The 26,309-nt window shown below is 50.1% G+C and carries 11 protein-coding genes and 6 pseudogenes; 8 read left to right on the forward strand and 9 right to left on the reverse strand.

The window, feature by feature from the left end; translation table 11 throughout:
• The first annotated feature begins 256 nt into the window (after positions 1-256).
• Positions 257-925 carry an OmpA family protein gene (locus NQD60_RS05835; protein WP_257100045.1) on the forward strand — a complete coding sequence of 223 codons (669 nt, stop codon included), beginning with the start codon at positions 257-259 and terminating at the stop codon, positions 923-925.
• Positions 926-1,484: 559 nt separating this feature from the next.
• Here NQD60_RS05835 and NQD60_RS05840 read toward each other — a convergent pair.
• Positions 1,485-6,722: an NACHT domain-containing protein gene (locus NQD60_RS05840; protein ID WP_257100046.1), complete on the reverse strand. Its 5,238-nt coding sequence runs from the start codon at positions 6,720-6,722 to the stop codon at positions 1,485-1,487.
• Between the two features lie 379 nt (positions 6,723-7,101).
• Here NQD60_RS05840 and NQD60_RS09185 point away from each other — a divergent pair.
• From NQD60_RS09185 to metG, 3 genes and pseudogenes are all read left to right on the forward strand, one after another.
• Positions 7,102-8,450: pseudogene (locus NQD60_RS09185) on the forward strand (DUF4158 domain-containing protein); the annotation flags it as partial.
• A 46-nt stretch (positions 8,451-8,496) separates the two neighbouring features.
• Positions 8,497-8,583: a hypothetical protein gene (locus tag NQD60_RS09190; RefSeq protein WP_368736117.1), complete on the forward strand. Its 87-nt coding sequence runs from the start codon at positions 8,497-8,499 to the stop codon at positions 8,581-8,583.
• A gap of 286 nt (positions 8,584-8,869) precedes the next feature.
• Positions 8,870-10,552 (forward strand): annotated as a pseudogene (metG, locus tag NQD60_RS05855) (methionine--tRNA ligase); the annotation flags it as partial.
• Here the strand turns inward: metG and NQD60_RS09140 are convergent.
• Positions 10,551-13,811, reverse strand: a complete 3,261-nt coding sequence (locus NQD60_RS09140; RefSeq protein WP_306438065.1) for a translocation/assembly module TamB domain-containing protein — start codon at positions 13,809-13,811, stop codon at positions 10,551-10,553. The pseudogene metG and the gene NQD60_RS09140 sit on opposite strands and share 2 nt — an antisense overlap.
• Positions 13,811-15,526 (reverse strand): autotransporter assembly complex family protein, encoded by a 1,716-nt coding sequence (locus NQD60_RS05865; protein ID WP_257101275.1) that lies wholly within the window; start codon positions 15,524-15,526, stop codon positions 13,811-13,813. The genes NQD60_RS09140 and NQD60_RS05865 overlap by 1 nt, the downstream gene beginning before the upstream one ends.
• Before the next feature lie 296 nt (positions 15,527-15,822).
• Here NQD60_RS05865 and NQD60_RS05870 point away from each other — a divergent pair, with 296 nt between their 5' ends.
• From NQD60_RS05870 to panD, 4 genes and pseudogenes are all read left to right on the forward strand, one after another.
• Positions 15,823-16,008 (forward strand): DUF3460 family protein, encoded by a 186-nt coding sequence (locus tag NQD60_RS05870; RefSeq protein WP_257100048.1) that lies wholly within the window; start codon positions 15,823-15,825, stop codon positions 16,006-16,008.
• Positions 16,009-16,021: 13 nt separating this feature from the next.
• A pseudogene (locus NQD60_RS05875) lies at positions 16,022-16,879 on the forward strand (ScpA family protein); the annotation flags it as partial.
• 74 nt (positions 16,880-16,953) lie between these two features.
• Entirely contained in the window at positions 16,954-17,790 is an 837-nt protein-coding gene (gene panC, locus NQD60_RS05880) for a pantoate--beta-alanine ligase (RefSeq protein ID WP_257100049.1), read from the forward strand.
• Between the two features lie 109 nt (positions 17,791-17,899).
• Positions 17,900-18,286: an aspartate 1-decarboxylase gene (gene panD / locus NQD60_RS05885; RefSeq protein ID WP_257100050.1), complete on the forward strand. Its 387-nt coding sequence runs from the start codon at positions 17,900-17,902 to the stop codon at positions 18,284-18,286.
• Between the two features lie 207 nt (positions 18,287-18,493).
• Here the strand turns inward: panD and NQD60_RS05890 are convergent, their stop codons facing one another.
• The 6 genes and pseudogenes from NQD60_RS05890 to NQD60_RS05915 form a co-directional block, all read right to left on the reverse strand.
• Positions 18,494-19,609 (reverse strand): transposase, encoded by a 1,116-nt coding sequence (locus NQD60_RS05890; RefSeq protein ID WP_257100051.1) that lies wholly within the window; start codon positions 19,607-19,609, stop codon positions 18,494-18,496.
• A gap of 643 nt (positions 19,610-20,252) precedes the next feature.
• A complete protein-coding gene (locus NQD60_RS05895) occupies positions 20,253-21,860 on the reverse strand; it encodes a pentapeptide repeat-containing protein (RefSeq protein WP_257100052.1) in 1,608 nt (535 codons plus the stop codon).
• A gap of 472 nt (positions 21,861-22,332) precedes the next feature.
• A pseudogene (locus tag NQD60_RS05900) lies at positions 22,333-23,377 on the reverse strand (IS5 family transposase); the annotation flags it as partial.
• A 79-nt stretch (positions 23,378-23,456) separates the two neighbouring features.
• A pseudogene (gene ltrA, locus NQD60_RS05905) lies at positions 23,457-24,932 on the reverse strand (group II intron reverse transcriptase/maturase).
• Positions 24,933-25,297: 365 nt separating this feature from the next.
• Positions 25,298-25,558: pseudogene (locus tag NQD60_RS05910) on the reverse strand (transposase); the annotation flags it as partial.
• Positions 25,559-25,670: 112 nt separating this feature from the next.
• The gene (locus NQD60_RS05915) at positions 25,671-25,964 is read right to left on the reverse strand and encodes an NAD(P)-dependent oxidoreductase (protein WP_257100053.1); all 294 of its coding nucleotides are present in this window, start codon (positions 25,962-25,964) and stop codon (positions 25,671-25,673) included.
• Between the last annotated feature and the right edge of the window lie 345 nt (positions 25,965-26,309).

The raw sequence follows: 26,309 nt of genomic DNA on the forward strand, positions 1-26,309 counted from the left end.
TTCATCATAACGCGAGATCAAAGCAAATTGGATAATTCAAACTGATACAAAGCATTCAGGTGATGCGCAATTCAGACAATGACCGAAGAAATATCAAAATATATTGCACAAAACGCTCGCTCTAGAGCAATCTTAATCTATTCACACTCAGACAGTAACTCAAACTGATTCTTGTGTGAAGGTCATCCTTATAGTTAGAGTTGCGTCAGTGGCAGCAAAAAACTTTAGCGCCATACCTTAATCTCCGGAGTATATTATGAACATTAACTCAAAAAAAATCGTCCAACCTTTGGCTTCTTGCCTACTCGTTAGCGCACTTTTGGCAGGTTGTGCAGCGCCTGCTGGGCAACAAAACAATGCCGCGCTAGGCACTGGCATCGGTGCTGCAACGGGCGCTGGCTTGGGTGCGCTAATTGGCAACTCGGAAGGCGCCATGATCGGCGGTGCAATCGGCGCCGTAGCGGGCGGTCTGACGGCTTACAACTGGTCAGCTATTAAGCAACGCTTAGCAGGCGCCACACAAGGCACTGGCACGCAAATCACTGAACAACAAGACGGTTCGCTCAAAGTCAATATCCCGAGTTCAGTCTCTTTTGCAACGAATAGCTATCAAATCCGGCCAACATTTACGCCTGCTCTTGATGAGGTAGCGCGCACCTTGGTGCAAAATCCAGAGTTGGTCGCCCGGATCATTGGTCACACCGATAATACCGGCGCGGTCCCTTACAATATGACGCTCTCACAAAGCCGCTCACTGGCGGTGGTTAACTTTCTCGTCAGCCGCGGCGTTGCCTCTGGCCGGCTCTCCTCTGAAGGGCGCGGGCACGCTCAACCCATTGCGGACAACCTCACACCGACTGGCCGCTCGCAAAACCGGCGGGTCGAAATTTTCTTGTACCCGCTGCAAGCAAAACCTATCCAATGAACTCAACAAAATTGCCAAAGAAATTGAGAACTTAACGGGTAGTCTGCTGACAAGCCTTTCGGCGCACAGAGAGGATCATGATCTCTGTGCTGCCTGCGCGCGCGGCTTAGTCAACCCGGTTCCGTTAAAATTAATCTAACGGCTATGCGCTTCCCTTTCTATTGACTAGGCCGCACTCCATTCGAATTTGGCTATTTGTGCCCCCAAAAAAATGTAAAATTAGCTCGAGGAATTACGCCCAAAGTAAAATTTTTGGGAGGGCTCTTCGGAACTAAGATGTACCTTTCCGGGCAGATTATGTGATCATTTTTTTGAATTATGGGTTAGTCTAATACTGGTATTACCAGCCACCATTTCGATCCCAGCAATACCAACCTAGTGTTTATAATAAGCAGATAACCATTAAAATTGAGTTTCCATATAGTGGCTCATTACGACAATGCACCTCCTTGTTTTTTCTCAGGCAAAATCAGAATGCAAGCATCGCTTGTTCGCCGATGGTGCTAGCCTGACTGATTTTTCTATAGAAAAATTAGGTTGCGTCACAGCGGAGCTCAGATTACTCACGTAAATTTAAAGACGGGGATGGCTCATCGACGGCCCCGCGTTGCAGCAAAAGCTGCTGATTCATCCGACTTAAGCCTTGCACGCCTTGGATAGAGGTATTCGACACGGTCAGTCTGTCATGCGTTGAACTCCAATTCAGAACTACCTGATAATCCTCTTTCTCTTCTATGAGCTGCCATAAGCGAACAGAGTGATCGGCACAGCCGGTTGCTAAATAGGTGCCAGTGGGCGCTACTCTCCAGGCAACGCTAGCGACTCTTCCACCAAAATCTCGCATCACCGCTAAACACTGACCCGAGGCAATATCCCACAGCCGCACCGTATTGTCCTGACTGCCCGAGGCGATTTGCTGGCCGCTGGGCGAATACACCACGCTCAAAACGGAGTTGGTATGCCCTTGTAAGGTGCGCGCGAGAGCCCCGGTTTGCGCGTCCCACAGCCGCACTGTATTGTCCTGACTGCCCGAGGCGATCTGCTGGCCGCTGGGCGAATACACCACGCTCAAAACGGAGTTGGTATGCCCTTGTAAGGTGTGTGCGAGGGTCCCGATTTGCGCGTCCCACAGCCGCACCGTTTTGTCCTGACTGCCCGAGGCGATCTGCTGGCCGCTGGGCGAATACACCACGCTACTAACGGAGGAGGTATGCCCTTGTAAGGTGTGCGCGAGAGCCCCGGTTTGCGCATCCCACAGCCGCACTGTTTTGTCCTGACTGCCCGAGGCGATCTGCTGGCCGCTGGGCGAATACATCACGCGACTAACATATGAGGTATGCCCTTGTAAGGTGTGCGCGAGAGCCCCAGTTTGCGCATCCCACAGCCGCACCGTTTTGTCATAACTGCCCGAGGCGATCTGATGGCCGCTGGGCGAATACACCACGCTACTAACAAAGTGGGTATGCCTTTGTAAGGTGTGCGCGAGATCCCCGGTTTGCGCGTCCCACAGTCGCACCGTCCTGTCCTTACTGCTCGAGGCGATCTGCTGGCCGCTGGGCGAATACACCACGCCACTAACGGAGGAGGTATGCCCTTGTAAGGTGTGCGCGAGGTTCCCGGTTTGCGCGTCCCACAGCCGCACCGTCTTGTCCTCGCTGCCCGAGGCAATCTGCTGGCCGTTGGGCGAATACACCACGCTACTAACAGGGGATGTATGCCCTTGTAAAGTGTGCGCGAAGGCTCCGGCTTGCGCGTCCCACAGCCGCACCGTCTTATCCTCACTGCCCGAGGCGATCTGCTGGCCGCTGAGCGAATACACCACACTACTAACAGAGTTGGCATGCCCTTGTAAGGTGTGCGCGAAGGCTCCGGTTTGCGCGTCCCACAGCCGCACCGTCTTATCCTCACTGCCCGAGGCGATCTGCTGGCCGTTGGGCGAATACGCCACGCTATAAACAGTGGAGGTATGCCCTTGTAAGGTGTGCGCGAGGTCACCGGTTTGTGCGTCCCACAGCCGCACTGTCTGGTCAAAACTACCCGAAGCGATCTGCTGGCCGCTGGGCGAATATACCACGCTATAAACATAGGAGGTATGCCCTAATAAGGTGTGCGCGAGGGCCCCAGTTTGCGCATCCCACAGCCGCACTTTTTTGTCAACACTGCCTGAGGCGATCTGCTGGCCGCTGGGCGAATACACCACGCTACTAACAGAGTCGGTATGCCCTAGTAAGGTGTGCACGAGGGCCCCGGTTTGCGCGTTCCACAGCCGCACCGTATTGTCCTGACTGCCCGAGGCGATCTGCTGGCCGCTGGGCGAATACACCACGCTATAAACATAGGATGTATGCCCTTGTAAGGTGTGCGCGAGAGCCCCGGTTTGCGTATCCCACAGCCGCACCGTATCGTCATAACTACCCGAGGCGATCTGCTGGCCGCCGGGCGAATACACCACACTACTAACAGAGTCGGTATGTCCTTGTAAGGTGTATGTAAGGTCCCCGGTGTACGCGTCCCACAGCCGCACCGTCTTATCCTCACTGCCCGAGGCAATCTGGTGGCCGCTGGGCGAATACACCACGCTAAAAACATAGGAGGTATGCCCTTGTAAGGTGTGGATTTTTTCCCAACTCGAAGTCGAATACACGCTGATAGTGTTATTTCCAAGCCTAATAGCGCACGTTTTTCCATCCGGTGAATACGTGCAAGACAGCACCTCGCTCTCCTCTTTGAGAGTCGGCCATTCGCCAAATCGCACGCCAGCCATCTGCGCACCCGTTAAATTAGCATTGCGCAACCAACTCTTGCGAAAATTCACCTTTCTTAAATCCGCCCTTTGCAACTGCGCATAATCGAATACGCCCTCACTCAGATCTGCTCCTGGAATCTGTATCCCTTGCAGATCTGCTCCATTAAACTGTATCCCGGCTCTCACTAATATCGTGACCGCATTGGCCGCAGCCTTGCGCGCAGTGGGGTCTGTTTTGGAGCGCTCGATTATCGCTAAAAGCTGCTCTTTAAAGGCGAGCTCTTGCAAAACGCGCTCGGTCAACCATCGCACCACGCCTAGATCGCCGATCCAATGCTTGGGGGTTAACGATACGTCTAGCAGCGTTGGGGGACGCAGAACCGGTTCGTTTTCAAAACTATAGACGGAAGCATCACTACCACGACGGGAGTGGGCGTTAGGTGCGATACACGCATCGAAAGACTCGAACAGTGACCGTGCCACACAATATTCCAGCAGTGATTTATGAATAAAGCGGTATTGATTGCCGTTCCTGATCAGGGGCCAGGCCTCTCGCAGTAGCTGTTTTTTGCTTTCGCGCCCAAAAAAGGCCGCTTTCCAATTCCCTTCATCTTCGAACAATGAATATCTGACAACGGGGTTGCCCCCATTCTCGGTATACAGATGCACCGCTAAGTCATTCACAAATCGTATACCGTGTCGGGCAAAATCATCATCGCACAACGCTCTAAATATCTCTCCTTGCGTCCCTTTTAAATCTTGTGTGCTTAAGCGCTGTTGATTGCGCTCAAACCAGCGTCTGACGAAATGCGCATACAGGTCCAAGCGCAACTGCACCGCACTGCGCGCTTTCCCCTCATTGTCGAGGTACGGTAATGCTTCGAGGACCACTTGCAGTAAAAATGGGTTGCTCACCAAGTCTTTTAAATGCGGCTGCCCCAGCGCTTCTTCATAACGTTGCGACGCCCATCCCATTTGGTTGTGCGCCACATATTTTTTAAGATAGCAATTGCGCTCGGTTTCTGAAAATGGCTCAATCACTACTTCTTGAAAGAATGGGTCCTCGCCCTTCAAATTCGGATTCGGTTGAAAACGGCTTCGATAGTCGCGGCCCAGATATTCGCTGCGACAACTGATTACCATCCGGCCCTGCCAACCGTCGGACTGGTTGATCCGATTACTCAGATACAGATTCTGTGTCTGCCGAATCTCATCGTAGCCGTCCAAAATGAAGATAAATTTTTGTTGTTCTTTCTTTAACGTTTGAATCTGAAATTCGGATAGCCCTTTTTTCTTTAATGCTTTGGCAATGAGGTCGTGCTCAGGCTTGTCAATACTAGCTAAAGCGATAAACAGCGGAATCGCATCCTGTTCTTCTCTTTTTTCCCATAATTGCTTTTCGAGCAAACGGTTTAACGTGGATTTGCCGGCCCCAGAGTCCCCTGTTAACAGTACCACCTGTTTGTCTGTAAGCAGCGCTTTCACGGCAGATAAAAGGTCAAACGTCTCGGTTCTCCCTTCTAGGCTTGCCGTGCCACGCAGGTCAACATACAGCAGTTGGGTTTCCTTAAACGCTTCATCTTGCTTCAGTGCAGCAAAATACTGTGTCTCTAGCGTGGTCCGAGGATCCGCATTTAGCACCCATAGTTGCTGGTGGTGTTGCTGCACGGTGGAGGCCAGCTGACTGTGCAACGCGGTGCGGATGTCTTCAAAGATGTTGTCTATCTGCTGAGCAAACTCAAGGTGGCTAAGTGGAGGCTCTTTTTTTAAACGCGCGATGAAATGGCCATGCCCATCCCAAAATTTGTCTAGAAACGTTTTGGCCTCATCGCTGCTCACTAACAACCGTTCAATCAGCTTAAATAGCACCCGGTGCCGACTTTGGTTCAAATACACTTCTTGGCCGGCTTGCGCTTGTGCCTCAAAGCGCAGACAATCTTCCATCCGAACGGTCGTCGCTGAAATAAATTCCGCCAAGCATTGATCATAGCTCCCTGGGGTTAATGAAACAGGGATAATGCCGTGATCTTTCAACTGCTCTGCCCGGATTTGCAAAAAGGCCATTTCTGTCAACACATGATGGAACCCTGCTTTATAGTTTTCTTCTTGGGAAAATTTTCTCACCACCTCACGGATTTCGGGGATGTCTGCATGGGCCGGTTGTTCACGGTCTTTCAGATAGGCTGCTCGAAGCGCCTGATAAAAGCAATCATAGTCTGGCCATTTGAGATAACTTCCTAATACCTCAGAACAACAGACGACCACTTTATTCACCGGCTTAACATCCTCTCTTAACTGAGTGGGCAACAAACACAGCTGATTAGTTAAAATATCTTCGAGCTTGCCATCCTGTTTCAGCGCTTCTGGCGAGCCGGAATACTTTTTCCCCATCGGCGTTTGATCTGAATGCAGATTGACTTGGATTTTGGATAGCTTATTAATTAAATATTTAGAGGTACTAGCCTCAGCCTTGCCGTATTCGATATTATCGTGCGCATAGACCAGAAACAGGCTGGGTTTATTCGATACCTCTAAAGCGCCCAGAGTTAACAGGGCCTTTTCAAATAGATAATCCACCAGATCGCTTTTTGCCTGGGCAGACATTAAAATAGATGTGGCCGCCCGAATCACAGCCGGTGCACTGCTCGTAAACAGCGACATGACCGGCGTAGTAGTGGACGACTTAGTATCCTCATAGCCCCAGGTTTGCGCTTTTTTATAACTTGCCTGCGCTTTGGTGGTTTTACCTAATTTCCCCAGCAGTTCCGCGCGCTCAAAATAGACCTCAGCGATGCGTTCCCGCAAGGCCTTTTCTTCGGGTGTTTGCGATGCCTGAGCTTTGGCAAGGGCGCTCTTCAATTGGGATAAGGGAGGGGTTACCTGGTACGCATCCGCGGCCTGTCTAAAGGTTACTTTTGCCTGGTCATACAAGATAAAAGCGACATCCAGATTCTCAGCCGCCTTGTGATGTCGACCCGCATCTAAATAGCTTTGAGCAAGCGCTAGACTAGCGGAGGCCGTAGGTGCTGAGTGCAAAGGTCTGGCCAACATAGTGTTTTCCTGTTATTTTTTACTGTTAGGTATTTCAGTGCAGTACTCATTTAAGCCAGTCCACACCGATGCTTTGTTTTGCCAGTTTTTTACTGAATCTAAGTACGCCAGGAGCATAATGGCTATCAGGTAACACTCCTCTCTTGACCCGTTGCTCCGGCCCGCACAGGGAGTATATCGCTACTTTGCCAGTGTCGGCATTCATTGTTTGCTGTCATCAAAATGACGGCAAGTGGCACGAGTGTTGGGCCTTACATGGAAAGCTTTTGGTTTAGGAGAGTTCACTCGGATATAACGTTGTGTGCGATCCAAGGTAAGCAACTAAAATATCCCCCCTCTTTTCCGTATCCCATAAACTGAGTGCCTAATCGCACCCTGAATGGCATCCAACTCTCATCGCCTGTCGATCTTGACTGATCAGGAAATTGACGATTTGTACGGCCTTCCTCGCTTCACCGACGAAGATCGGCGACTGTATTTCGAGTTGAGTACAGCCAAACGCGAGGCTGTCGGCGCAATCCGCACTACATCAGTGGTCGTGCACATGGTCCTCCAACTTGGCTATTTCAAGGCCAAGCGTCAATTTTTCTCATACGAACCGGCGGACGTGGTTGCCGATATGCGCTTTGTTCTCGATGCATATTTCACGGGCCGAAGGGTAGCCGATATCAAAACACCTTCGTGACTGACATTCGGGGTATTGCAACAGACCATATTGGATCTATTCGATTATCGATCGTGTGACAGTACCCTCAAGAAAGAAATAGAAAACAAGGCGCAGCGGATAGCGATGCTCTCAACGCAGCCGATATATATTCTGCGTGAGGTATTGCAGCACTTGTCCAATCGACACATCGTCGCGCCGTCCTATTCGTCTATCCAGGATATAGTGGGGAGCGTCGTAGCAGGCGAACGCAATCGAATTACTCAAATGCTTGAAAGTGCATTGGTGCCAGCGATTCGAGATCATTTGGCAACGCTGCTCCAGGCGGACAAGCATATGTACAAGATTAGCGCCTCAAAACGGCAGCCGAAAGACTTTAGTTACAAGGAGTTACGGCAGAAAGTCGAACGCCGCAGATTCTTTCAACCGTTACACGAATTCGCCAAAACGTTTCTGGTGACTACCGAACTATCCGCCGAAAGCGGGAAATACTACGATCCTTAGTCAAATTTTATACAGTCTACAAGCTGCAACTTATAGCGCAAGTAACAACCCGCTTGTACTTGTTGTGCTTTGCGTACCATCGGTTTCGACAGATCAACGATAATCTGATCGAGGCATTCATCCATCTGGTCAATCAATATAAAAGGCAGGCGAAGCGAGCCGCAGATGGGGCGATGCAAAATGCCATGCAGGACGTGGCTAACTACCTGCAGTCAGCAGGCCAGGTGTTGAGCTTATTTACCGACAATTTGATGCCCGATGATGTGCCGTTCACGGCAGTCAAGGAACAGGCATTCAATCTGCTCGAACCCGAGCAATTCCCTGTCGTGGCTGATTATTTACGCAATATTGCCTTCGACAAGATCCGATTCGAGTGGGCGTATTACACCCAATTATCGCGCCAGTTCAAAACCAATTTACGCCATCTCTTCTGTGAACTGGACTTTGCCGGTAGGGTGGAAGACGCGCCGCTTTTGGAGGCGACGAACTTTTTCCAGGATTTACTTCGGCAAGGAAAATCGCCGCGCCAAGCTAAGTTCTTACTCTTTCTAACTGAGGTCATCCACACTGATTGCTAACGCGATTATTTACTACAATACGGCATTGTTGTCGAAGGTATATGAACAGAAACGCGCTGCTGGCGATGAGGAAGCAATCAAGGTATTGCAGGGCGTATCCCCAGTCGCATGGTGACACGTCAATCTGATTGGGAAGATCGAATTCACAACTGAGGCATCCGTTGTAGATATGGATGCATTGGCGGCACGATACGCTGATCCGGGATATTGGGGCAAAGCACTTGAAGAGCGAGATGAAGGATCACTCGCATGACAATCATCTCTTCAAGGAGATTTCTGGGCTAATTTTACATTTTTTGGGGTTCGGCAAAAATAGCCAATTTGCAGACGCGGCAACTTAAATAATGCTCTGTACACTCGGGCTTTGCTAAAATCCATGCTTTGCCTGATTGAACGCCCCTATGCCCACTCGCCGCATTCTTGTCACTTCTGCCCTTCCCTACGCCAACGGCCAAATTCATATTGGTCACTTAGTTGAATATATACAAACCGATATTTGGGCTCGAGCCTTGCGTATGCACGGCCATCAGGTGTACTACGTAGGGGCCGATGATACGCACGGCACGCCCATTATGCTGCGCGCAGAAAAAGAGGGAATCACGCCGCAAGCCTTGATCAAACGAGTTTGGGCCGAACACAAACGGGATTTCGATGACTTTGGGGTTTCTTTTGATCATTATGATTCGACCGATTCCGCCGCCAACCAACAGCTTTGCGAACAAGTTTATCTGACCCTGGCGGACGCTGGCTTAATCGATACGCGCGAGATCGAGCAAGCGTATGATCCAGTCCGCTCGATGTTTTTGCCTGACCGTTTTATTAAGGGTACCTGCCCCAAATGTCAGGCTCAAGATCAGTATGGCGATTCATGCGAAGTATGCGGCTCGACCTATCAATCCACCGAACTGGTGAATCCTTATTCAGTGGTTTCCGGCGCGACGCCGATCCGCAAAATTTCAACTCACTATTTTTTCCGGCTCTCCGATCCGCGCTGCGAAAATTTTCTGCGGCAATGGGTGGCTCAGCTGGCGCAGCCTGAAGCCCGCAATAAGATGAGCGAGTGGCTGGGCAGCGGCGCAGAGAGTCAAGACGGTCATACCACGCAACTCGCTGATTGGGATATTTCACGCGACGCACCCTACTTTGGCTTTGAGATTCCGCAGGCGCCAGGTAAGTATTTTTATGTCTGGCTTGATGCGCCGCTTGGCTATTATGCAAGCTTTAAAGCGTTATGCGATCAACGGGGACTGGATTTTGATGCTTGGGTTAAACCCGGTAGCACCGCTGAGCAGTATCATTTTATTGGCAAAGATATCTTATATTTTCATACGTTGTTTTGGCCAGCGATGCTAGAGTTTTCCGGTTACCGCACGCCAACCAATGTATTTGCGCATGGTTTTCTGACCGTCGATGGGCAAAAAATGTCGAAGTCACGCGGCACCTTCATTACTGCACATAGTTATATTCAAGCAGGACTCGACCCAGAATGGCTGCGCTATTATTTCGCGACTAAGCTGAATGGATCGCTAGAAGATCTTGACTTGAATTTTGATGACTTCATCCTGCGTGTCAATAGTGACTTGGTAGGTAAGTATGTCAATATTGCCAGCCGCACTGCTGGTTTTTTAGCTAAGCGCTTTAATGGTTGTGTACTAGACAGCGCCATGCATCATCCATTACTGGTGCAACTACGCACTGCACTGCCGACCATCGCCGCCCACTACGAAAGCCGCGATAGCGCACGCGCATTACGCATCACCATGGAACAAGCCGATGCGGTCAATCTTTATATTGATACAACCAAGCCCTGGAATCTGGCCAAAGACCCGACACAAACCAGCGCTTTACATGAAACATGCAGTGTCAGTTTAGAAGCATTCCGCTTGCTCACGCTTGCGCTCAAACCTGTTTTGCCGGGCTTAGCCGCTAAAGTTGAAGCTTTCCTTAGCATTGAACCCCTGACCTGGTCGCATGATTTAACTCCGCTCGCGGCTAAACAGCCGCTTCAACCCTACCAGCATTTAATGACACGCGTTGAAGCTAAGCAAATTGAGGCGTTATTAGCGGCCAACCAGAGTTCACTCAATCAAAGCGCCGGTTAAAGAGCAAATCAATGCCATTGAGCGTTCCAGTATGGGCCGTCAGTGACCAACTGCGAGAAAATTGCCAAGTCGCTTTGAAAATGCTGGCCGCGGTTGTGAGCCCTTGTTCATAGCCCAGGACAAAACGTTCATTCAGCGCCTTGGCAAGGTTAGCGACCTGCGGATCGGTCAGCCCGGCCTCACTTTGACCAATCGAAAATTCGTCGAGACCAATCGTTTGCGCGATCCGCTTGCCGCCAACGCCGCCTAGTAATGCAAAGGCTGCCGCGGCGGTATTTGTTTGCCCCAGATTCATGCTGTCACTGCTGCCATGCCCAAATAGCAGCCAAGAAATTTTTTCACTGTCGGGTAAATTGGGTTCTGAAACCAACCGTGCGTTCGGCATACGTAAGGTACCGCTGACCTGCACGCCAACTTCAACTTCCTGATTACGCCGCATCGCAAGAACATTAATACTTGGATTAGCAATCGGTCCATTAAATCCAAAATAGCCATTTTCAATCGCAAGCTTGCGACCAAATGCTTCATAGGTTGAACCCTGAGCGACCCGAATATCACCAACGGCATGGAGTGGTTGGTTAAATTCACTGGTTACGCCTAATTTGCCACGCAGTTTTAAATCTGCGCCAGCGCCATGAAAACGAAAATCACGGCCGAGATCGAGATGGATTTTTGCCGCCGGCAAAAAACGGCCGGCGGACCGCTCGCCATCTGGCGCGACAAGGTTCAGTGCGGCCCCTGCTAGCTCGTCATTGGCGCGGATAATCACCACATCATCGCCCAGTTTAGGTGCTGACGTGGCCGGCAAATCAAACAGCGCATGATCTATCTTAAAGTCGCCATCGATCGCTAACCCGCCTGCGGCATCATGATTGGCGAGCACGGCCTGGCCAGAGAGGGATAACTGTTTGTCTGGCGTGGCAAAAAGTTCGAATTTATCCGCGACGATCTTGGCCGATAAAGCAGGGTTGACATGATCCAGTGCAATGCTCCCAAGAATGCGCAAGGTACCTTCCACACCATGAAATTCAACCTGCCGGAAATCAACCCGATTCTCAGATAGCGCAATGCGCACAATACCTCGCGTCAATGCAATCTCATCATCGAGCAAGTTTGCGGCTAGGTCATCACCGCTTAATAGGCCCGAAAATTTAGGTTTGGCAATCTGTCCGGCCAGAGTCAAATCCATCGCTAAACGCCCCTCAAACACATATTGCGGGCCAAGCAAAGCGCTCATGGTTTTGAGCGAAGGCAGTGACGCGGTGATCCGTCCTGACAGCGGCGCCTTAGGCGCAATCGACAACTGGCCCTGATTTAAACTCAGTGATGAATGTAAATTCGCCTCCAATACACCAAGCCGCGCAGCCTGTGCGCGCAGCTTGAGATGAGCCTGCCGCTGGCCAGATAAATCGACGCGCGCTGACAGGAGATCAAGGCCAAGCGCGGTGAATTTCCGGCTAGCATTAAGCCTTACATCGCCTGTTCGACGCATCAATTGTAAATAGCCAGTCGCCCTCTCGCCTAATGAAAAATCCCAATCACCATCCAAGACAAGGTCGGTTTTGAAAGCCTCCATCTTACCGGTTAAGGCCTGCTCAAGACGCAATAACCAACTCGCATCAATCCCTTTTAGCGTTCCTGCTGAACGAATCAGGCCCGGCTCGTAAACCAATGCGCGTAAATCAAGCATTGCTTGCTCAATCTCTAATTGCATCGCTCCAAGGATGAAACGTTTAGGCTCGATGCTGATAGCAACAGGTGCGGCCAGGCGTAGAATGGGCAAGCCCGCGGCTACATTGAGTAGCGAGCCACGGTTTTCAAACTGGGTCAGGGTACCGTGCCAGCTCATCTTCGCTAAGGTGCTTGGTAAGCTGCCATGCGCCGCCATACTTAGATCGAACGGCTTTTTACTGGCCTGGCCGACTGCATTTGCAGTCAATCGATGGCGCTCGCGCGTACCCGCCACCCGTGCTTTCAGGGTTTGCATCGTCACGCCGGGCAGCACGAGATTACGCCCGTCCAGATTCAATACGAGGGCGCTATTGGCCGCCTCATGCATCTCGATCTGCCCTGTTGCCTGTTCAATGCGAATTTGGCCCAAGCCAAGCGACGCAGCTTGATAACTCGCAACAATATTAGGCTTGGCAAAATGCCCACTTAAATGCCCTTTGGCTTTGAATCTGCCACTTAAACCAGAATAAAATGCTGCCAGCCGTTCAAGGTGAGGCGCATTAAGCTCAAACAACAACTGGTCGCCTGGCTGGCCTAAGCTACCTTGCCAAACCGTTGTATTGCCCGCAATCGAGAGTTGTACTGAGTTTAACAAGACGCGTTCTGCACCTAATTGCACAATGCCCGAGCCGGTGAGCGGCAAGCCGGCATAAACGCTATCATATAATTTAAATTTTAACTCCGCTGCCGCTTCTACAGATGACGCTGAAAATGGCGGCGTGATTTCAATCCGAGCATGGCTTACCAGTTTGGCACCTAGTGCGTCCACATCGATGATCATCTGCTCAAGCGAACCCGATAAACGCAGATGCACTTGTTGGATTGGCCAAACAGATTTAGGGTGCGGCCGGCTTAAGAAATGAGCCGTGCCAGTCAGCGCAAAAGGTTGGCGAGCATCAAGCTGAAACTCCCCTTTAAGCTCGCCAAAGGGTGTGATGAGTTGCTCAACAGTAAGTTGATGGCGATCACGATCGCTACGAGCGCGCACAGCCAACCCGCTGAATTCAGTCACCGAGGCGCTGGCTTTGCCTGTTTCATCGGCAATGCGCGGTGTATCTGGCGGCACCTGATGTAAACGCAAACGGTCAACGCGCAGCTCTAGAATCTCAAATGCGCACGGCAGCACAAGCTTCTTTGACAGTGATGGCAAGCGCGGTGTTTTAGCCGTTTTGGGGGTAGGGGCAAAATGTGCGTCCACCGTGCCGATGCGCAGCCAATCTACTTTCAAGCGCCATGGCTTGCGCGCAAAACCCCACTGACCATCGATCCGGTCAATGTAGATTTGATTGCCTTTAGCCCGCCATGCGAGTTGTTGCACATGCAAGCCGCGAGCCAAAGTGCCGCCGTCTAGGGCGCCGCTTAAACGGCCGCCCGACAGCATGAGCGCAATTTGCCAGAGAGAACGAGTTCCTTGTTCGGTATGGCTGGCATACAAAAGTGCACCTGCCAGCAATACGGCGATTGCCAAGATACCTGGCACCAGCCAACCGAGTACGCGCCACCCCCTCATCAGAATGCAATGCCAAGTGTTAAATAGGGCCGAATCCTACGATCCCGCAAACCATACCCCAAATCCAAATTAATCGGCCCTACCGGGCTACGCCATCGCATTCCTATGCCCATCCCTTGATAAAAGGTTTTTTCTGTCCAGTTATCGGTGGCGGTTCCTAGATCATAAAATACGGCCGCGCCCCAATCCCGATTAAACCAATGCTGATATTCACTGCTTGCCGTAACTAAATGCTTCGCCGGCAGGACCGAGCCGGCTACTTCATGGCCAATACTTTGATAGCCATAGCCGCGGACCGAATTAACCCCGCCCGCCCGGAATAACAACGAAGCTGGAATACCAGTTGAACCACCCGCAGTCAAAACACTACCTAATTCTGCACGAAACAAAACGAGATCGTTTTTGCCAAGCGGAAAATACTGGCGCCCATGCATATAGAAACGTCCAAACGATTGCTCCGTCATCAAATCTTTCACGGCAAACCCGGCCGATAGCGAAACAATATTACCTCGACGGGCAAACATCGGGTCATCGACATCTCGGCGCGTCCATGACCAAGCTGGCACAAGCGCACGGCTCACATCTGGCGCGCTGGCATTTTGGCTTAGCTGATCTTCGTAATACAGCAGTGACCAAGCATAATCATAATTCTCTAATGAGCGTGCGCGTTGAGCGCCAAGACGCAGGCTGCGAATATCCGTATCTTCAATGTTAGTGCGGGTGTGAGTCGCTAATAAGCTATTGGTATAAGCTTTGCGATCAGGCGGCATCGATAGACGCAGGGCAATATTTTGCTGGTGCTGCTCGAATTGGCCTTGCGCATTCAAGATCCAACTGCGGCCAAACATATTGTTATAGACATAGTTACCTTGCACCCGAGCGCCTGTATCGGATGAATACCCAATCCCTGAACGAATTGAATGCCATGGATATTCACTGACTTTCACTTTTACCGGCACGTGGTGCGGCTGGCTTGCATCGTTTGCCACATCGACTGCGACACTGGCAAAGTAAGTTGTGTTTTGCACCTGCCTTTGCAATTCAAGTAGCCGCTCCACGCTATACAGCTCACCCGGCTGCAGCGGGTTCACATGATGAATGATTTTTGCAGGATACCGCTTTAAGCCACTAATTTCGATCGCTCCCATGGTAAAAGTCGGGCCACTATCGAAGGTGGCCGCCAGCCTAGCCTGCTCACTGCGAGGGTCAATCAACGCTTGCGCGTGGAGAATTTTGGCCGCGGCATAGCGTTTTGCTTGCAACGCTTTTAATGAAGCGTTTTTAGCTCCCTCCCAAGCAGACTGACTAAATGCATCACCGCGGCGCAATGTCCAGGCACGACGCACCAGATCCTCACGCGCAGGCTCTTCGGTTTGGATAGCTCCCGTAAAATTGAGCGCCACCGATGAAATCGCCGTGCACGGGCCAGGGTCAAGGCTGATGGTAACCTCTGGCTGATTGCCAAGCGTGACGACATCTGTCGTCACCACAGCACTAAAGTATCCTTCTGTTTCAGCGAGCTCACGCGCTTGTTGAGGCGCGGCCGTCACTAAAAACTCAAACTGTTCGTCACTGATATCAGCGCGCTTGGCAAAGCGCGCCAAATCCAAATGCTTTTTAAGCAAGGCTTTGAGCTTGCGAGGCGCCTCAATATCAACGGTATATTCTGCTTGTGCAGACACGGGTAAAAAGGCCAAGATGATGACCAGTCCAATGCCACATACCCCTTGCCAAGCGCGCACTCGTTTGCTTATTTGTTGTCCGATCTTGCTCAAACTGGGTTCCAATAGAATTTTCCGATCGCTTACATAGATTCAGAAATTGCCGCAAGCAAATAGCATTGGAACACATTTATACCGCCAATTTCACCCCCAAAGACCTAAAAATTAACCTAAAGCCGGCATTCAAGGGTAATTTAATATAAGATTGAACCCTCATGAAGTTGATCGCTCGTTAAGCTTACGACTGCGTTAAGCCTTAACTGCGAGATCTATCCAATATTTTGCTTAAAATGAGTCGCCACTACCAATCCGAGATTACTCAGTTTATTCACCAGCTCAAACAGCAACAGCCTGCGCTGGAAGAAGCACAGCGTCGCGGGCGCATGTTATTGTGGGATAAATCCCCGCTCAACCTTGACGAGCGGGCACGGCAGCAAACCTCCCGTATCAAGCAAAAGCCCTACGTCTATTATTAAAGTGACTTAAGTCATGAAGCGGCCGGCACTAAGCGCGATAGCTGACGACGCGTTGATAGCGCCTACTGCTGACTCAACGCCAGATACGCTTGATGGTGTCGCTTATGCTCATCTGTATGGCGAGCCGCTTTTTAAACTGCCGCATGATCTTTATATTCCGCCAGATGCGCTGGAAATTTTTCTCGAAGCATTTGAAGGGCCGCTTGATCTGTTGCTTTATTTAATTCGTAAACAGAACTTCAATGTGCTTGATATCCCAATGACTGCCGTCACCCGCCAATACCTTGAGTATGTTGAGCAGATACGCAACCACAACCTTGAGCTAGCGGCCGAATATCTGCTGATGGCGGCGATGTTGATTGAAATCAAGGCGCGCATGTTGTTGCCGGTCAAAAAAGCCGCCCCAGATGAAGAAGCGCAAGACCCGCGCGCTGAACTGGTGCGGCGTTTGCTCGAATACGAGCAAATGAAGCTCACGGCGCTCAAACTCGATCAGCTGCCGCAACTTGGGCGCGACTTCCTACGCGCCAACATTTATATTGCACCCAGCCTTGCCCCGCGCTGGCCTGAGGTGAGCACCGAAGATCTGTGCACAGCTTGGGCAGAACTCATGAAACGTGCAAAACTTGTTGAGCACCACCGCATTACCCGTGCCGAGCTCTCGGTACGCGAGCATATGAGCGTTATTTTACGTAAATTACAGCACGCCCGCTTTATTGAATTCAACGAACTATTTGAACCGACATCAACAGCGCCAGTCATCGTCGTCAATTTTATCGCCATCCTTGAACTGGCGCGTGAAACACTGATTGAAATCACGCAGGCAGAAGCGTTTGCGCCGATGTATGTCCGCCTCTCTTATACCCCTAGCACCCTTGAATCTGCGCCAACCAGCGATCCACTCTTAACGACTGGCCAAGCAACCGCTCTGGAATCACTCCATCTATGAAAATCATTCGCTCGATCCAAGAACTGCGTGATCAATTACGAGGTCAAAATCGCACCGCTTTTGTGCCGACAATGGGTAATTTGCATGAAGGACATTTATCCTTAATCCGCCTCGCCCACCATCATGGTGACCCGGTCATCGCCAGCATCTTCGTCAATCGCTTGCAATTTGGGCCACAAGAAGATTTTGCCCATTATCCACGCACCTTTGAAGAGGACCTTGAAAAACTACAACGCGAAAATGTCTATGTGCTGTTCGCGCCCACCGAAACGGATTTATATCCGGAGCCACAGCACTATCGTGTGAATCCCCCCGATGGCATGAGCTCGATCCTTGAGGGCGAATTCAGGCCCGGCTATTTCCAAGGCATGTGCACCGTAGTCATGAAGTTATTCTGCTGTGTCCAGCCACGCATTGCGGTCTTCGGCAAAAAAGATTACCAACAGCTGATGATCGTACGCGCGATGAGTCAACAATTTGCGTTACCCACTGAAATTATTGCCGCTGAAACGGTGCGGGATGAGGATGGCCTAGCGCTTTCTTCACGCAATATGTATCTTAATCAAACAGAGCGTGCTGAAGCGCCCATGCTATTTAAAACACTATCGGAGATACGCCGCAAAATTATTGAAGAAAACCGTAACGATTTTGCTACACTCGAGCAAGAAGCTATGGCTCAGCTCGCGGCCCGTGGCTGGGAACCGCAATATATTACGATACGCAAACAAGCCGATCTGCAGGCCTTAGCTGCGCACGAAACACATGCGCCATTGGTGATCGTCGCGGCGGCAAAGCTCGGGACAACCCGTTTGATCGACAATCTTGAAATTTAAAGCAAGTGCAATCAACAGAGCCAAGATAGATCTCCAGCTCCTTTTGCTTTGATCTTTTGCCGGATTGCCTTTATTATCTTTCTATCATTCATTTCATTAAGGACCGTCTATGCAACGCGTTATGCTGAAATCAAAAATTCATCGTGCCGCAGTCACTCACTGCGAGTTGCACTATGAAGGCTCATGCGCGATCGATGAAAATTTACTCGAAGCCGCCAACATTATAGAAAACGAACAAATCGATGTTTGGAATATCAATAATGGCGAGCGTTTTTCGACTTACGCGATACGCGCCGAGCGCGGCAGCGGCACGATTTCATTGAACGGCTCAGCGGCACGGCGCGCGCAGTTAGGCGACCTGGTGATCATCGCAGCATTTGGCTTTTTTGATGATGCTGATATACGTGCAGGCAATGTTAAGCCTAATTTGGTGTTTGTGGATCATAACAACCGTATCAAGGGTAGCCGTGACCATGTACCGGTACAAGTATCGTAGCCGAGTGAGTTGCTTGGGTCATTTGTCAGTCAGTTGGGCGGGATAAAAATGTGTGTAGGGTCGAAGACTGACACGCACACTTTAGGTGTGCAGCCATCAACGTAAGTGCGCTTACGATCAAATCGGAACTCATACAACTTAGGATTCTTTCATCAACAGCGCTTCTTTTTGCATCGGCTTTAGGCCCAGCCCTTTCCGGGTGTTGATTCAAAGAGCAGCCTCCTTAATAGCCCGCGCAAAGGAGAAATGCGTACTGGCTGTTAGGGAATCGGTGTAGGATTTAGCTTTAGGCTTTTTTGGTCCACGCCGCCGAACTCGAATACGTTGCGGGTCGACATAGCGCGCAATCTGCAAGAGTAGCTCCCCTAAGGCAAGGCCTTGATATAATTTGAGCCAACTGTCCCAAGTCTCGGGTGGCAAGAAACTCATCATTCCATAATAGGCCATACGAACCTCATTGGCCATATAGTAAGTAGATACCTCGACTTCTTGTTCTTGATGAGCCTGCTCAATCACGATCTTGAGTAACGCTAGGATGTTGTAAGCTAATACTGCTGTGGCAAAACCCAATACGGCGGCACGTGGATGCCCCATAGTGCGAATTTCGCTTTTTAGATCAGCTTCCAGCCGCTGGAACATACCTTCAATACGCCAGCGCTGGCGGTAAAGATCAGCAATCTTTTGTGCGCCCACCTCAACAGGCAGATTACTCCAAATACGAAGGCGGGTGTCGCCCGAGCTAGTGGGATGATCTAAACGCACTTCAATCCGACGCCAAGTTTGATCTTCATCGCGTAGGCTAATCGTTTGCTCATAAACTTCACCTGTTTCACAGCGCCCCACAGGATACAACTCACTTTCTTGAGACAGCCTCGGGTGATTCTGGCCTGTTTCGCGCACGATAAAACATGCGCCTTGGCTTTGCCAGCCCATGAGCACTTTCCTAACGCAGAAGTGCCGATCGGCTATCCATACCTCGCCAGACTGGGCCCTTTCTAATAAAGGCTCGATTATTGTACGCTCCGATGCATAGGCATCCTCACAGGGTACGATATCCGTAACCAGACTTTGGTCTGGATCATAAACCACTAAAGTATGGCCTGGTAACGCCGCTCCTGCCTGCGCCTTTAACGCTGTTAAACGCTTCTCGCTCGCCGGTAAGTGGTTACCATCCACCATTCGTACCCGGTAACCTGGCAACGTAACGGGCAAATTCAGCGGCGCAAGCACGGGGACCAAGCGCATGGCACTCTGTCGAACCAACTCTTGCAATAGCTTAGGCTCTGTGCAATTGATCTTGTCGTACAGTGAGCTCAGCGCCACATTTAATTATTTCTTTATACGTCTGCGAGGCGCTATGCAAGGATTGGCAAACCCCTAGTGACACCAGCGACATCATCTCTACTACTGTCGAAAACAGCAATTCTCGCGAATACTGCCTTTCTCTATTCTTTTCAAATACCTCGTCTATCCACTTACTATCAAACACTGACCCCATCAATAACCGCGTCATTACGCTTATTGGCATCTTCGCTGTCGCTTGTTCAAACAGTTTTCTCAGCATCTTCTTTCCGATTCGTTTATGCCCCTTTCTCAGAATAACTCAAACACCCGGAAAGGGCTGAACCTTAGCCGCTCACTTATTTATCGTTGGGCCAACTATAGAGTCGGTTTAGAGCAAAAAATTGACTTTATTTCTCAAGCGCCCCTTTGCCGGAAATACCTACTAGTTCAGCAAACAGATTTTTCTGACCATCCCTGCTTTTAAAGCAAGCATCTTCCTTGTACAGGTTGATCCGTCGCAGGCTTAAGGCAGAGGCTGGCATAAAGCTGCCATGGCTAATTGATTGCGTAAACCTAAGGTTAGGTCATCTGTCTTTAAATCACACCGTGATTCCGTAGTGCAAGAGCACTGAGGACGCTTGCACTACGCTTCGTTAATACGACGCTTTTAACTCAGCATCTTTCACGCTAAATCCGACAAGACAGCAGCGCCTCGTTGCTTCAACAGTGCTAGATTCATTTCGCTTAACCCAACCGCTCCTTCCAATAACGTATCCTCTACCATCAGCTTATGATCCGGTGGTGACATCCAACGCAGGTGCGCATGAACTCCATCCACCCTTTCTATCAACTCCCACTGCCGAACCAGCTTATCGCCACTGCCAGCCAATAGATAGGAACCCTCCGGCGTCGCTTTCCAGGCTACGCTATAGACCGCCTCGGCAAAATCTTGAATTACGCTTAGACACTCACCCGAAGCGACCTCCCACAGACGCACTGTCTGGTCTAAACTCCCCGAGGCGATCTGCGAACCGCTCGGCGAATACACCACGCTCCTAATAACGGCGGTATGTCCGCGTAAGGTGTGCCCAGCCGCTCCGCTTTGCGCGTCCCACAGACGCACCGTCTTGTCGAAACTACCCGAGGCGATTTGATCACCGTTGGGCGAATACACCACGCTCCTAACATAGACGGTATGTCCGCGTAAGGTATGCCCAGCCGCTCCGCTGTGCGCGTCCCACAGACGTACCGTCTTATCATCACTTCCCGAGGCAATCTGCGCACCGCTCGGCGAATACACCACGCTATAAACAGAGTTGGTATGTCCGCGTAAGGTGTGCACAGCCGCTCCGCTGTGCGCGTCCCACAGACGTACCGTCTTATCATCACTTCCCGAGGCAATCTGCGCACCGTTCGGCGAATACACCACGCTATAAACAGAGTTGGTATGTCCGCGTAAGGTGTAGGATTTTTTCCAATTCGAGGTCGTATACACGCTGATCGTGCCGTTATTAAGCCCTACCGCACAGTTTTTCCCATCCGGTGAATACGCGCAGGAATACACGGCACCCCCTTCTTGGAGATAAGCCCATTCGCCAAACCGCACCCCAGCCATCTTGGCGGCGCTTAAATCCGCATGGCACAGCCAACTATTACTAAAATTGACTTGGCTTAAATCCGCCCCTTGCAACTGCGCAGAATCAAACATCCCATAACTTAAGTCTGCCCCAGGCACGCGTATCCCTTTGAGGTCTTGACTATTGAATTGCACGCCAGTTTTCACTAACACCGTCAGCGCATTCGCCGCTATCGCCTGCACCTTTTCTGTTTTAGACCTTTCCACCCAGCTCAATAATTTCTCTTTGAGCTGTGCATTTTGGTGAATTTTTTCTCGTAAAAAACTGAATACTTCGGGAGCATTAAGCAGGCATACCAACTCAAAAAATGCCAATTTCTCCACCACCTTATCGAGTTGCCCTGCGTCCGATAAGGTTTCTAATTGACCCAACGCAAACTTCTTTAACCCTTCGTCTGAGCTGATGAGAGATTCTTGATATTGGGCTTGAATCCTCTCTTTGATTAGATGTAGCTTCAAAGCGGGCGCTTCTATCGATTCTCCATCGCGAGTCACGGTGGTCAGTGCTTTAAACAGCGCATGCCGGCTCGAACCATCTAGCGATTTTTCTATTTCTTCTTGTATTTCTAAAGGAAGCTTGAGGAATAAAGACGCGACGGTTTTTTGCGTGGCTGGATAATGCGTTAGGGCAGAATTCGAAATGGAACTGAGCATCAAAATTCTCTTATTTATTTAAAAGCTTGGTTCAAATCATCCCAGTCAGCCTGGGCTACTTTCAACCCACGATGTGAGCGGTCGAATTTTATATGCTTTCTTCTTGGATTTCAAACGATGAGCACAGTTAGAAGATAAATTAAGGCAATTGCAGTAAAAGCGGCTAAAGTTCTTCATGTGGATTTAACGTGAGAACCTTAGCCGCTCATTTATTATCATTGGGCCAACTATAGAGTCGGTTTAGAGCAGAAAATTGATTTTATTTCTCAAGCGCCCCTTTGCAGGAAATACTCACTAGTTGGCCCAGTGGAAGCGAAGCCGAAATTTGACGACATTTGGAATTAATATACGCTGAAATGCTTATAGAATAAGGAGTTTAAACTAAATATTTCGAAAATCAGGATCCTTGAGAAAAATGTCTGTATGCCTTATTTAGTCGGTCCTGAATAAATCGTTTTACGTACTATTTGATCTAAAAACTCAAACCAACAGCAAAGGTATGACAGAATAAAACGGATAAAAGAAAGACGTAAAAAAGCCGAAGCTTTCTGAGGATCATTCGTAAGTTATGCCCAGCGCCACAGAGCACAGCGTGCATGGCATCGCCTAATGCCCCTTTAAGCCAATTTCGACCGAGCTTCCCATCCGCTTTCATATGACCAATAGTGGGCTCGATGGCACTGCGTCGTTTGATGATCGCGCTTAGCGTACGGGTAATACCCCGACGCATGCCAGAGTGATAGATTTTTACACCCTCTATCGCAATTCCTTTGTAACCCCGATCCACGATGGCAACCTCTGGAGTCACATCACTTAAGATCGCTGCCTGTTCTAGCGCCTCGGCCAGCGTATGACCGTCGTAGGGATTTCCTGGCATCGAGCGTGCGCCAACCACCAGCCCCTCCTGGTGAGTCGTCGTGATCGACACTTTCACACCGAACTCGTAGGGCTTACGCGCCTTGCCCTTGGCAATACACTCCACTATGCAGAGCATAGAGTTTGTCTTTGTCCTTGCGCCTTTGCGAAATGATTCGTTTCGTACGGGATATCAACTCTCGCAATGCTTCACGCCCTTGCTCGGCCACTGACTCGATTTGTCTTTCAACGTCACGCATCACTCGTCCCACTCGCGAACGCAGGGTGCTCAACGCCTTGTTCATTCGTTTGTGCTGCTTCGCGTGCGCATAGCGGCCGATTTGGATTGATAGGCGGGGCGCGACTCGGTTGTAGTTTTGCCGTAACTTTAAGCCATGTTGTTCCGCCGCTTTCACCAGGTGCTCTCGGCAACGCTCTAGCAGTCGCGAGTCGGTTGGATGCGCTATCGCTTTCTCCATCACCGTGGTGTCAACGATCACTCGTTTTACGCTCGACGCTTTGATGACATCACTACGTTTGGCTGCTTCGATCGTCTCCGCTAATAGCTCTTCTACGCCCGCTTCACCCAGCCGATTACGCCAACGCGTTAGATTTGACGGGTCAATCGGCGCCTCGGTTTGGAGGTACGTTTCCCCTGTAAAAAATTGATCGCGGTAGGAATACCAGTTACCTGATACCCCCCGCACAGATCCGAACGTGCCCAATTCGGGCATTCGGCTCCTACCTTGAGTATTTGACGGCAAATCGGCGATCCGGCCATTCGTGAAGAATCCTTGGTTGAGGTAGCCACTCGTTAGCTAGCCGCTGTATACGTTGCCACGTCATATTATCCTTTTGACTGCGTCGCCGTAGCGTCCGCCGCCAGAGATGCATAATACTGTGTCTAAACGCACGCAGCGCCTTCATGTTGGTTGGCACCGCATGGTATGCGAAGTAGCCTCGAACGACCTGCGCGAGCCATCGCCCTTGTGAGGCAATCGACTCATGCATTCTTCTGCGCATTTGCTCTTTTACTTGCTGAAGCTTTGCGCGCATCCTATCCTTACGGCTTGAGCGTTTGAGTTGGAAAGCGCCGCTACGTGACGTGCCACTTATGTGAGTGAACCCCAAATAGGTAAACGTCTCTGGCTTTCCAAGTCCTTTGCGTTATCGCCGTTCGGTGGCATATCGTCCGAACTCCAACAATCGGGTCTTCTTGGGGTGTAGCATGAGATCAAACTTCTCCAAACGCTGTTCAAGCGCTTGTTTGAGTAGTAATGCATCTTCTTCATACTGAAATCCCAACACTGTATCGTCAGCATACCGCGAGACTATCACTTGCCCTCGTGGGCATCGATGTCGCCAGCTATTTACCCATATATCGAATACATAATGCAAGTATATATTCGCTAATAATGGCGAAATCACTGACCCCTGGGGGGTACCGGTTTGGACCACCAGCAATTGTCCTTTGTCCAGTACTCCTGCCTCCAGCCATTTGCTAATTAAGCGAATAACTCGAGGGTCTGCAACACGATGTTCTACAAAACGGATTAACCATTTTCGATTAACTGAGTCGAAGAAGTTTCGTATGTCTGCGTCCAGAATCCAGTTCACCGGTCTCTGCTGTATTGCTGCTGCTACTGCGTCCAGCGCATCATGTTGACTGCGTCCTGGTCGGAATCCGTATGAGAAACCCAAGAAGTCTTCTTCATAGATGGCATTGAGTATATCTACCATCACACTCTGCACAAGCTTATCTTCTAGTGCTGCTATTCCTAGAGGTCTGAGATTGCCATCGCTCTTAGGTATGTACCGACGCAGCACTGGCTGGGCACGATAGCTTCCCGTATGTACTCGCTTATGCAAAGTCTGAAGATGCTCTTCTAGTCCTGCCTCGTAGTCTTGCCACCTCGTTCCATCTACCCCTGGCGCCGCCTTGCGTTTGAGTGCATAAAATGCCTCTCTCAAGCGGTCTACCGTGAGGTGATGGAGCAATGTGGTAAAACGCATCTTCTTATGCCGTTTCGCTAACTCTCGTACACGCTCCAATCCCTGTGACACGCTCCCCCGGTTCTGCGCCCGGCACGTGTGAGTTTGGCTCATGTTCCTCTTGGTCCCCGCCCTTGGCTCCGCCCGCTCCGCAGCTTTTGTTGCAGCTTTGTTCGCAGGTTTCATAGCTACTATGGCGGAGTCTGACTTCTCATGCCCGTGCATCATCGGTTTCGGCTCCTCACCTTCCCGATGCGGGCCTGGCGATTACATTTCCACCAGGTCAGGCATGAGATCTCCCGGTTCCCATGCAAGGTGCTTGCATACATGCCAGGGTCTTCGACCACGCCGGATCGACAGACACTCGCAATATCGCGCCTGCTCGTATAGCTTTCCGCGTACCACATCGCGTCAGCATCCGGGATATGAACCATTTCGTGGCTCCATGGCTGGCCTATATGTACCCCTACCGACGCTTCGCTGACCTCCTCGCGGATGCCTGCGCACGGCTTGGGGGCGATGTGGCTTGCTACGCCTTCATCGTAGTGGACTTTCACCACCGACACCTTGCCGGTCTCCCGGCGCACATGGTAGGGGTTTTCCAGCCAACCCAACACCACTTCTTCATCAGACAAATTGAATGCGTATTGCAGATACAGTAAGCCTGCTATGAGCCGTGGCGAGGTCGCAGGTCGACCTCTATTTGAGGTGAAGCTCTCACTCATCAACACGCTAAGCTGATCCCAGTTGATTAAACCCGCCAGTCGCACCAACGGATGCTTCATATTGATCTGTTCGTTTAGCGGATACCGGAATAAATCTCCTGTGCTCGCCGTTGCCTTTGGACCCATTTTTGCCTCATCACAAATTGCAAGATTTATTTTCTTAATATGCCATTTTATTGCAATTTGTGCCACTCTATTTCGACGAAAAACCTTTACCACATAAGAGCTTACGAGTTATTCAGGGTCGACTTAGTATGCGATCTGTACCATGTACATTCACGTCCCAGCAAAGCTTTGGATTTCTCTCACCAAAAATGACTCTGGAAACGGCAGCGAGATGTACAATACCGACACATTCAGCAGCTATCTCTTCAAATCGCTGCCCATCGCGTATATCTCCATACTCTTCATGAGGGGTCGGATAGTTAATATCCATTCCAACAACTTGGATGCCAAGGTTTTCTAAACGACTCTTAAGAGCTCTACCAATTAATCCTTTGGATCCAGTAATCAAAATTTGATCTTTTGACATTATTTGTGCCCCTAAAAATATTTCAATATTTTTTCGCCTAATTAACTGCTTCTGGCTCAATTTTTTATTTATGATAGGTATTTTTTCTTTACTTCTTAAGCTCAGAGTGCATGGGCTTAGTCTTAATGACAAAGCCCTTACACACAACTAATAAACACGTTTTTTAACTTATTTTTTAGAATAGTTGACCCAAACTATTTGTCAAGCACTATTTACAGATGTGAATCTTGGCGCAGGCAAAGACTAATATAAAATATACCTATCAATAATAAATTATAATAGTCATTATCCGAAAAATTCAGCGACCATCATCTGCCTGCACATTCAGTTAAGCGTAGCATCCCC

It is taken from the genome of Mycoavidus sp. SF9855, assembly GCF_024582735.1.
Lineage (GTDB): Bacteria > Pseudomonadota > Gammaproteobacteria > Burkholderiales > Burkholderiaceae > Mycoavidus.

What these genes read in the sequence shown, in the direction of transcription:
- panD (WP_257100050.1), top strand. Translation starts at nt 17,900, where the DNA reads ATGCAACGCGTTATGCTGAAATCAAAAATTCATCGTGCCGCAGTCACT.
- NQD60_RS05840 (WP_257100046.1), bottom strand. Translation starts at nt 6,722, where the DNA reads ATGTTGGCCAGACCTTTGCACTCAGCACCTACGGCCTCCGCTAGTCTA.
- NQD60_RS09140 (WP_306438065.1), bottom strand. Translation starts at nt 13,811, where the DNA reads ATGAGGGGGTGGCGCGTACTCGGTTGGCTGGTGCCAGGTATCTTGGCA.
- NQD60_RS05895 (WP_257100052.1), bottom strand. Translation starts at nt 21,860, where the DNA reads ATGCTCAGTTCCATTTCGAATTCTGCCCTAACGCATTATCCAGCCACG.
- NQD60_RS05870 (WP_257100048.1), top strand. Translation starts at nt 15,823, where the DNA reads ATGAGTCGCCACTACCAATCCGAGATTACTCAGTTTATTCACCAGCTC.
- panC (WP_257100049.1), top strand. Translation starts at nt 16,954, where the DNA reads ATGAAAATCATTCGCTCGATCCAAGAACTGCGTGATCAATTACGAGGT.
- NQD60_RS05915 (WP_257100053.1), bottom strand. Translation starts at nt 25,964, where the DNA reads ATGTCAAAAGATCAAATTTTGATTACTGGATCCAAAGGATTAATTGGT.
- NQD60_RS05835 (WP_257100045.1), top strand. Translation starts at nt 257, where the DNA reads ATGAACATTAACTCAAAAAAAATCGTCCAACCTTTGGCTTCTTGCCTA.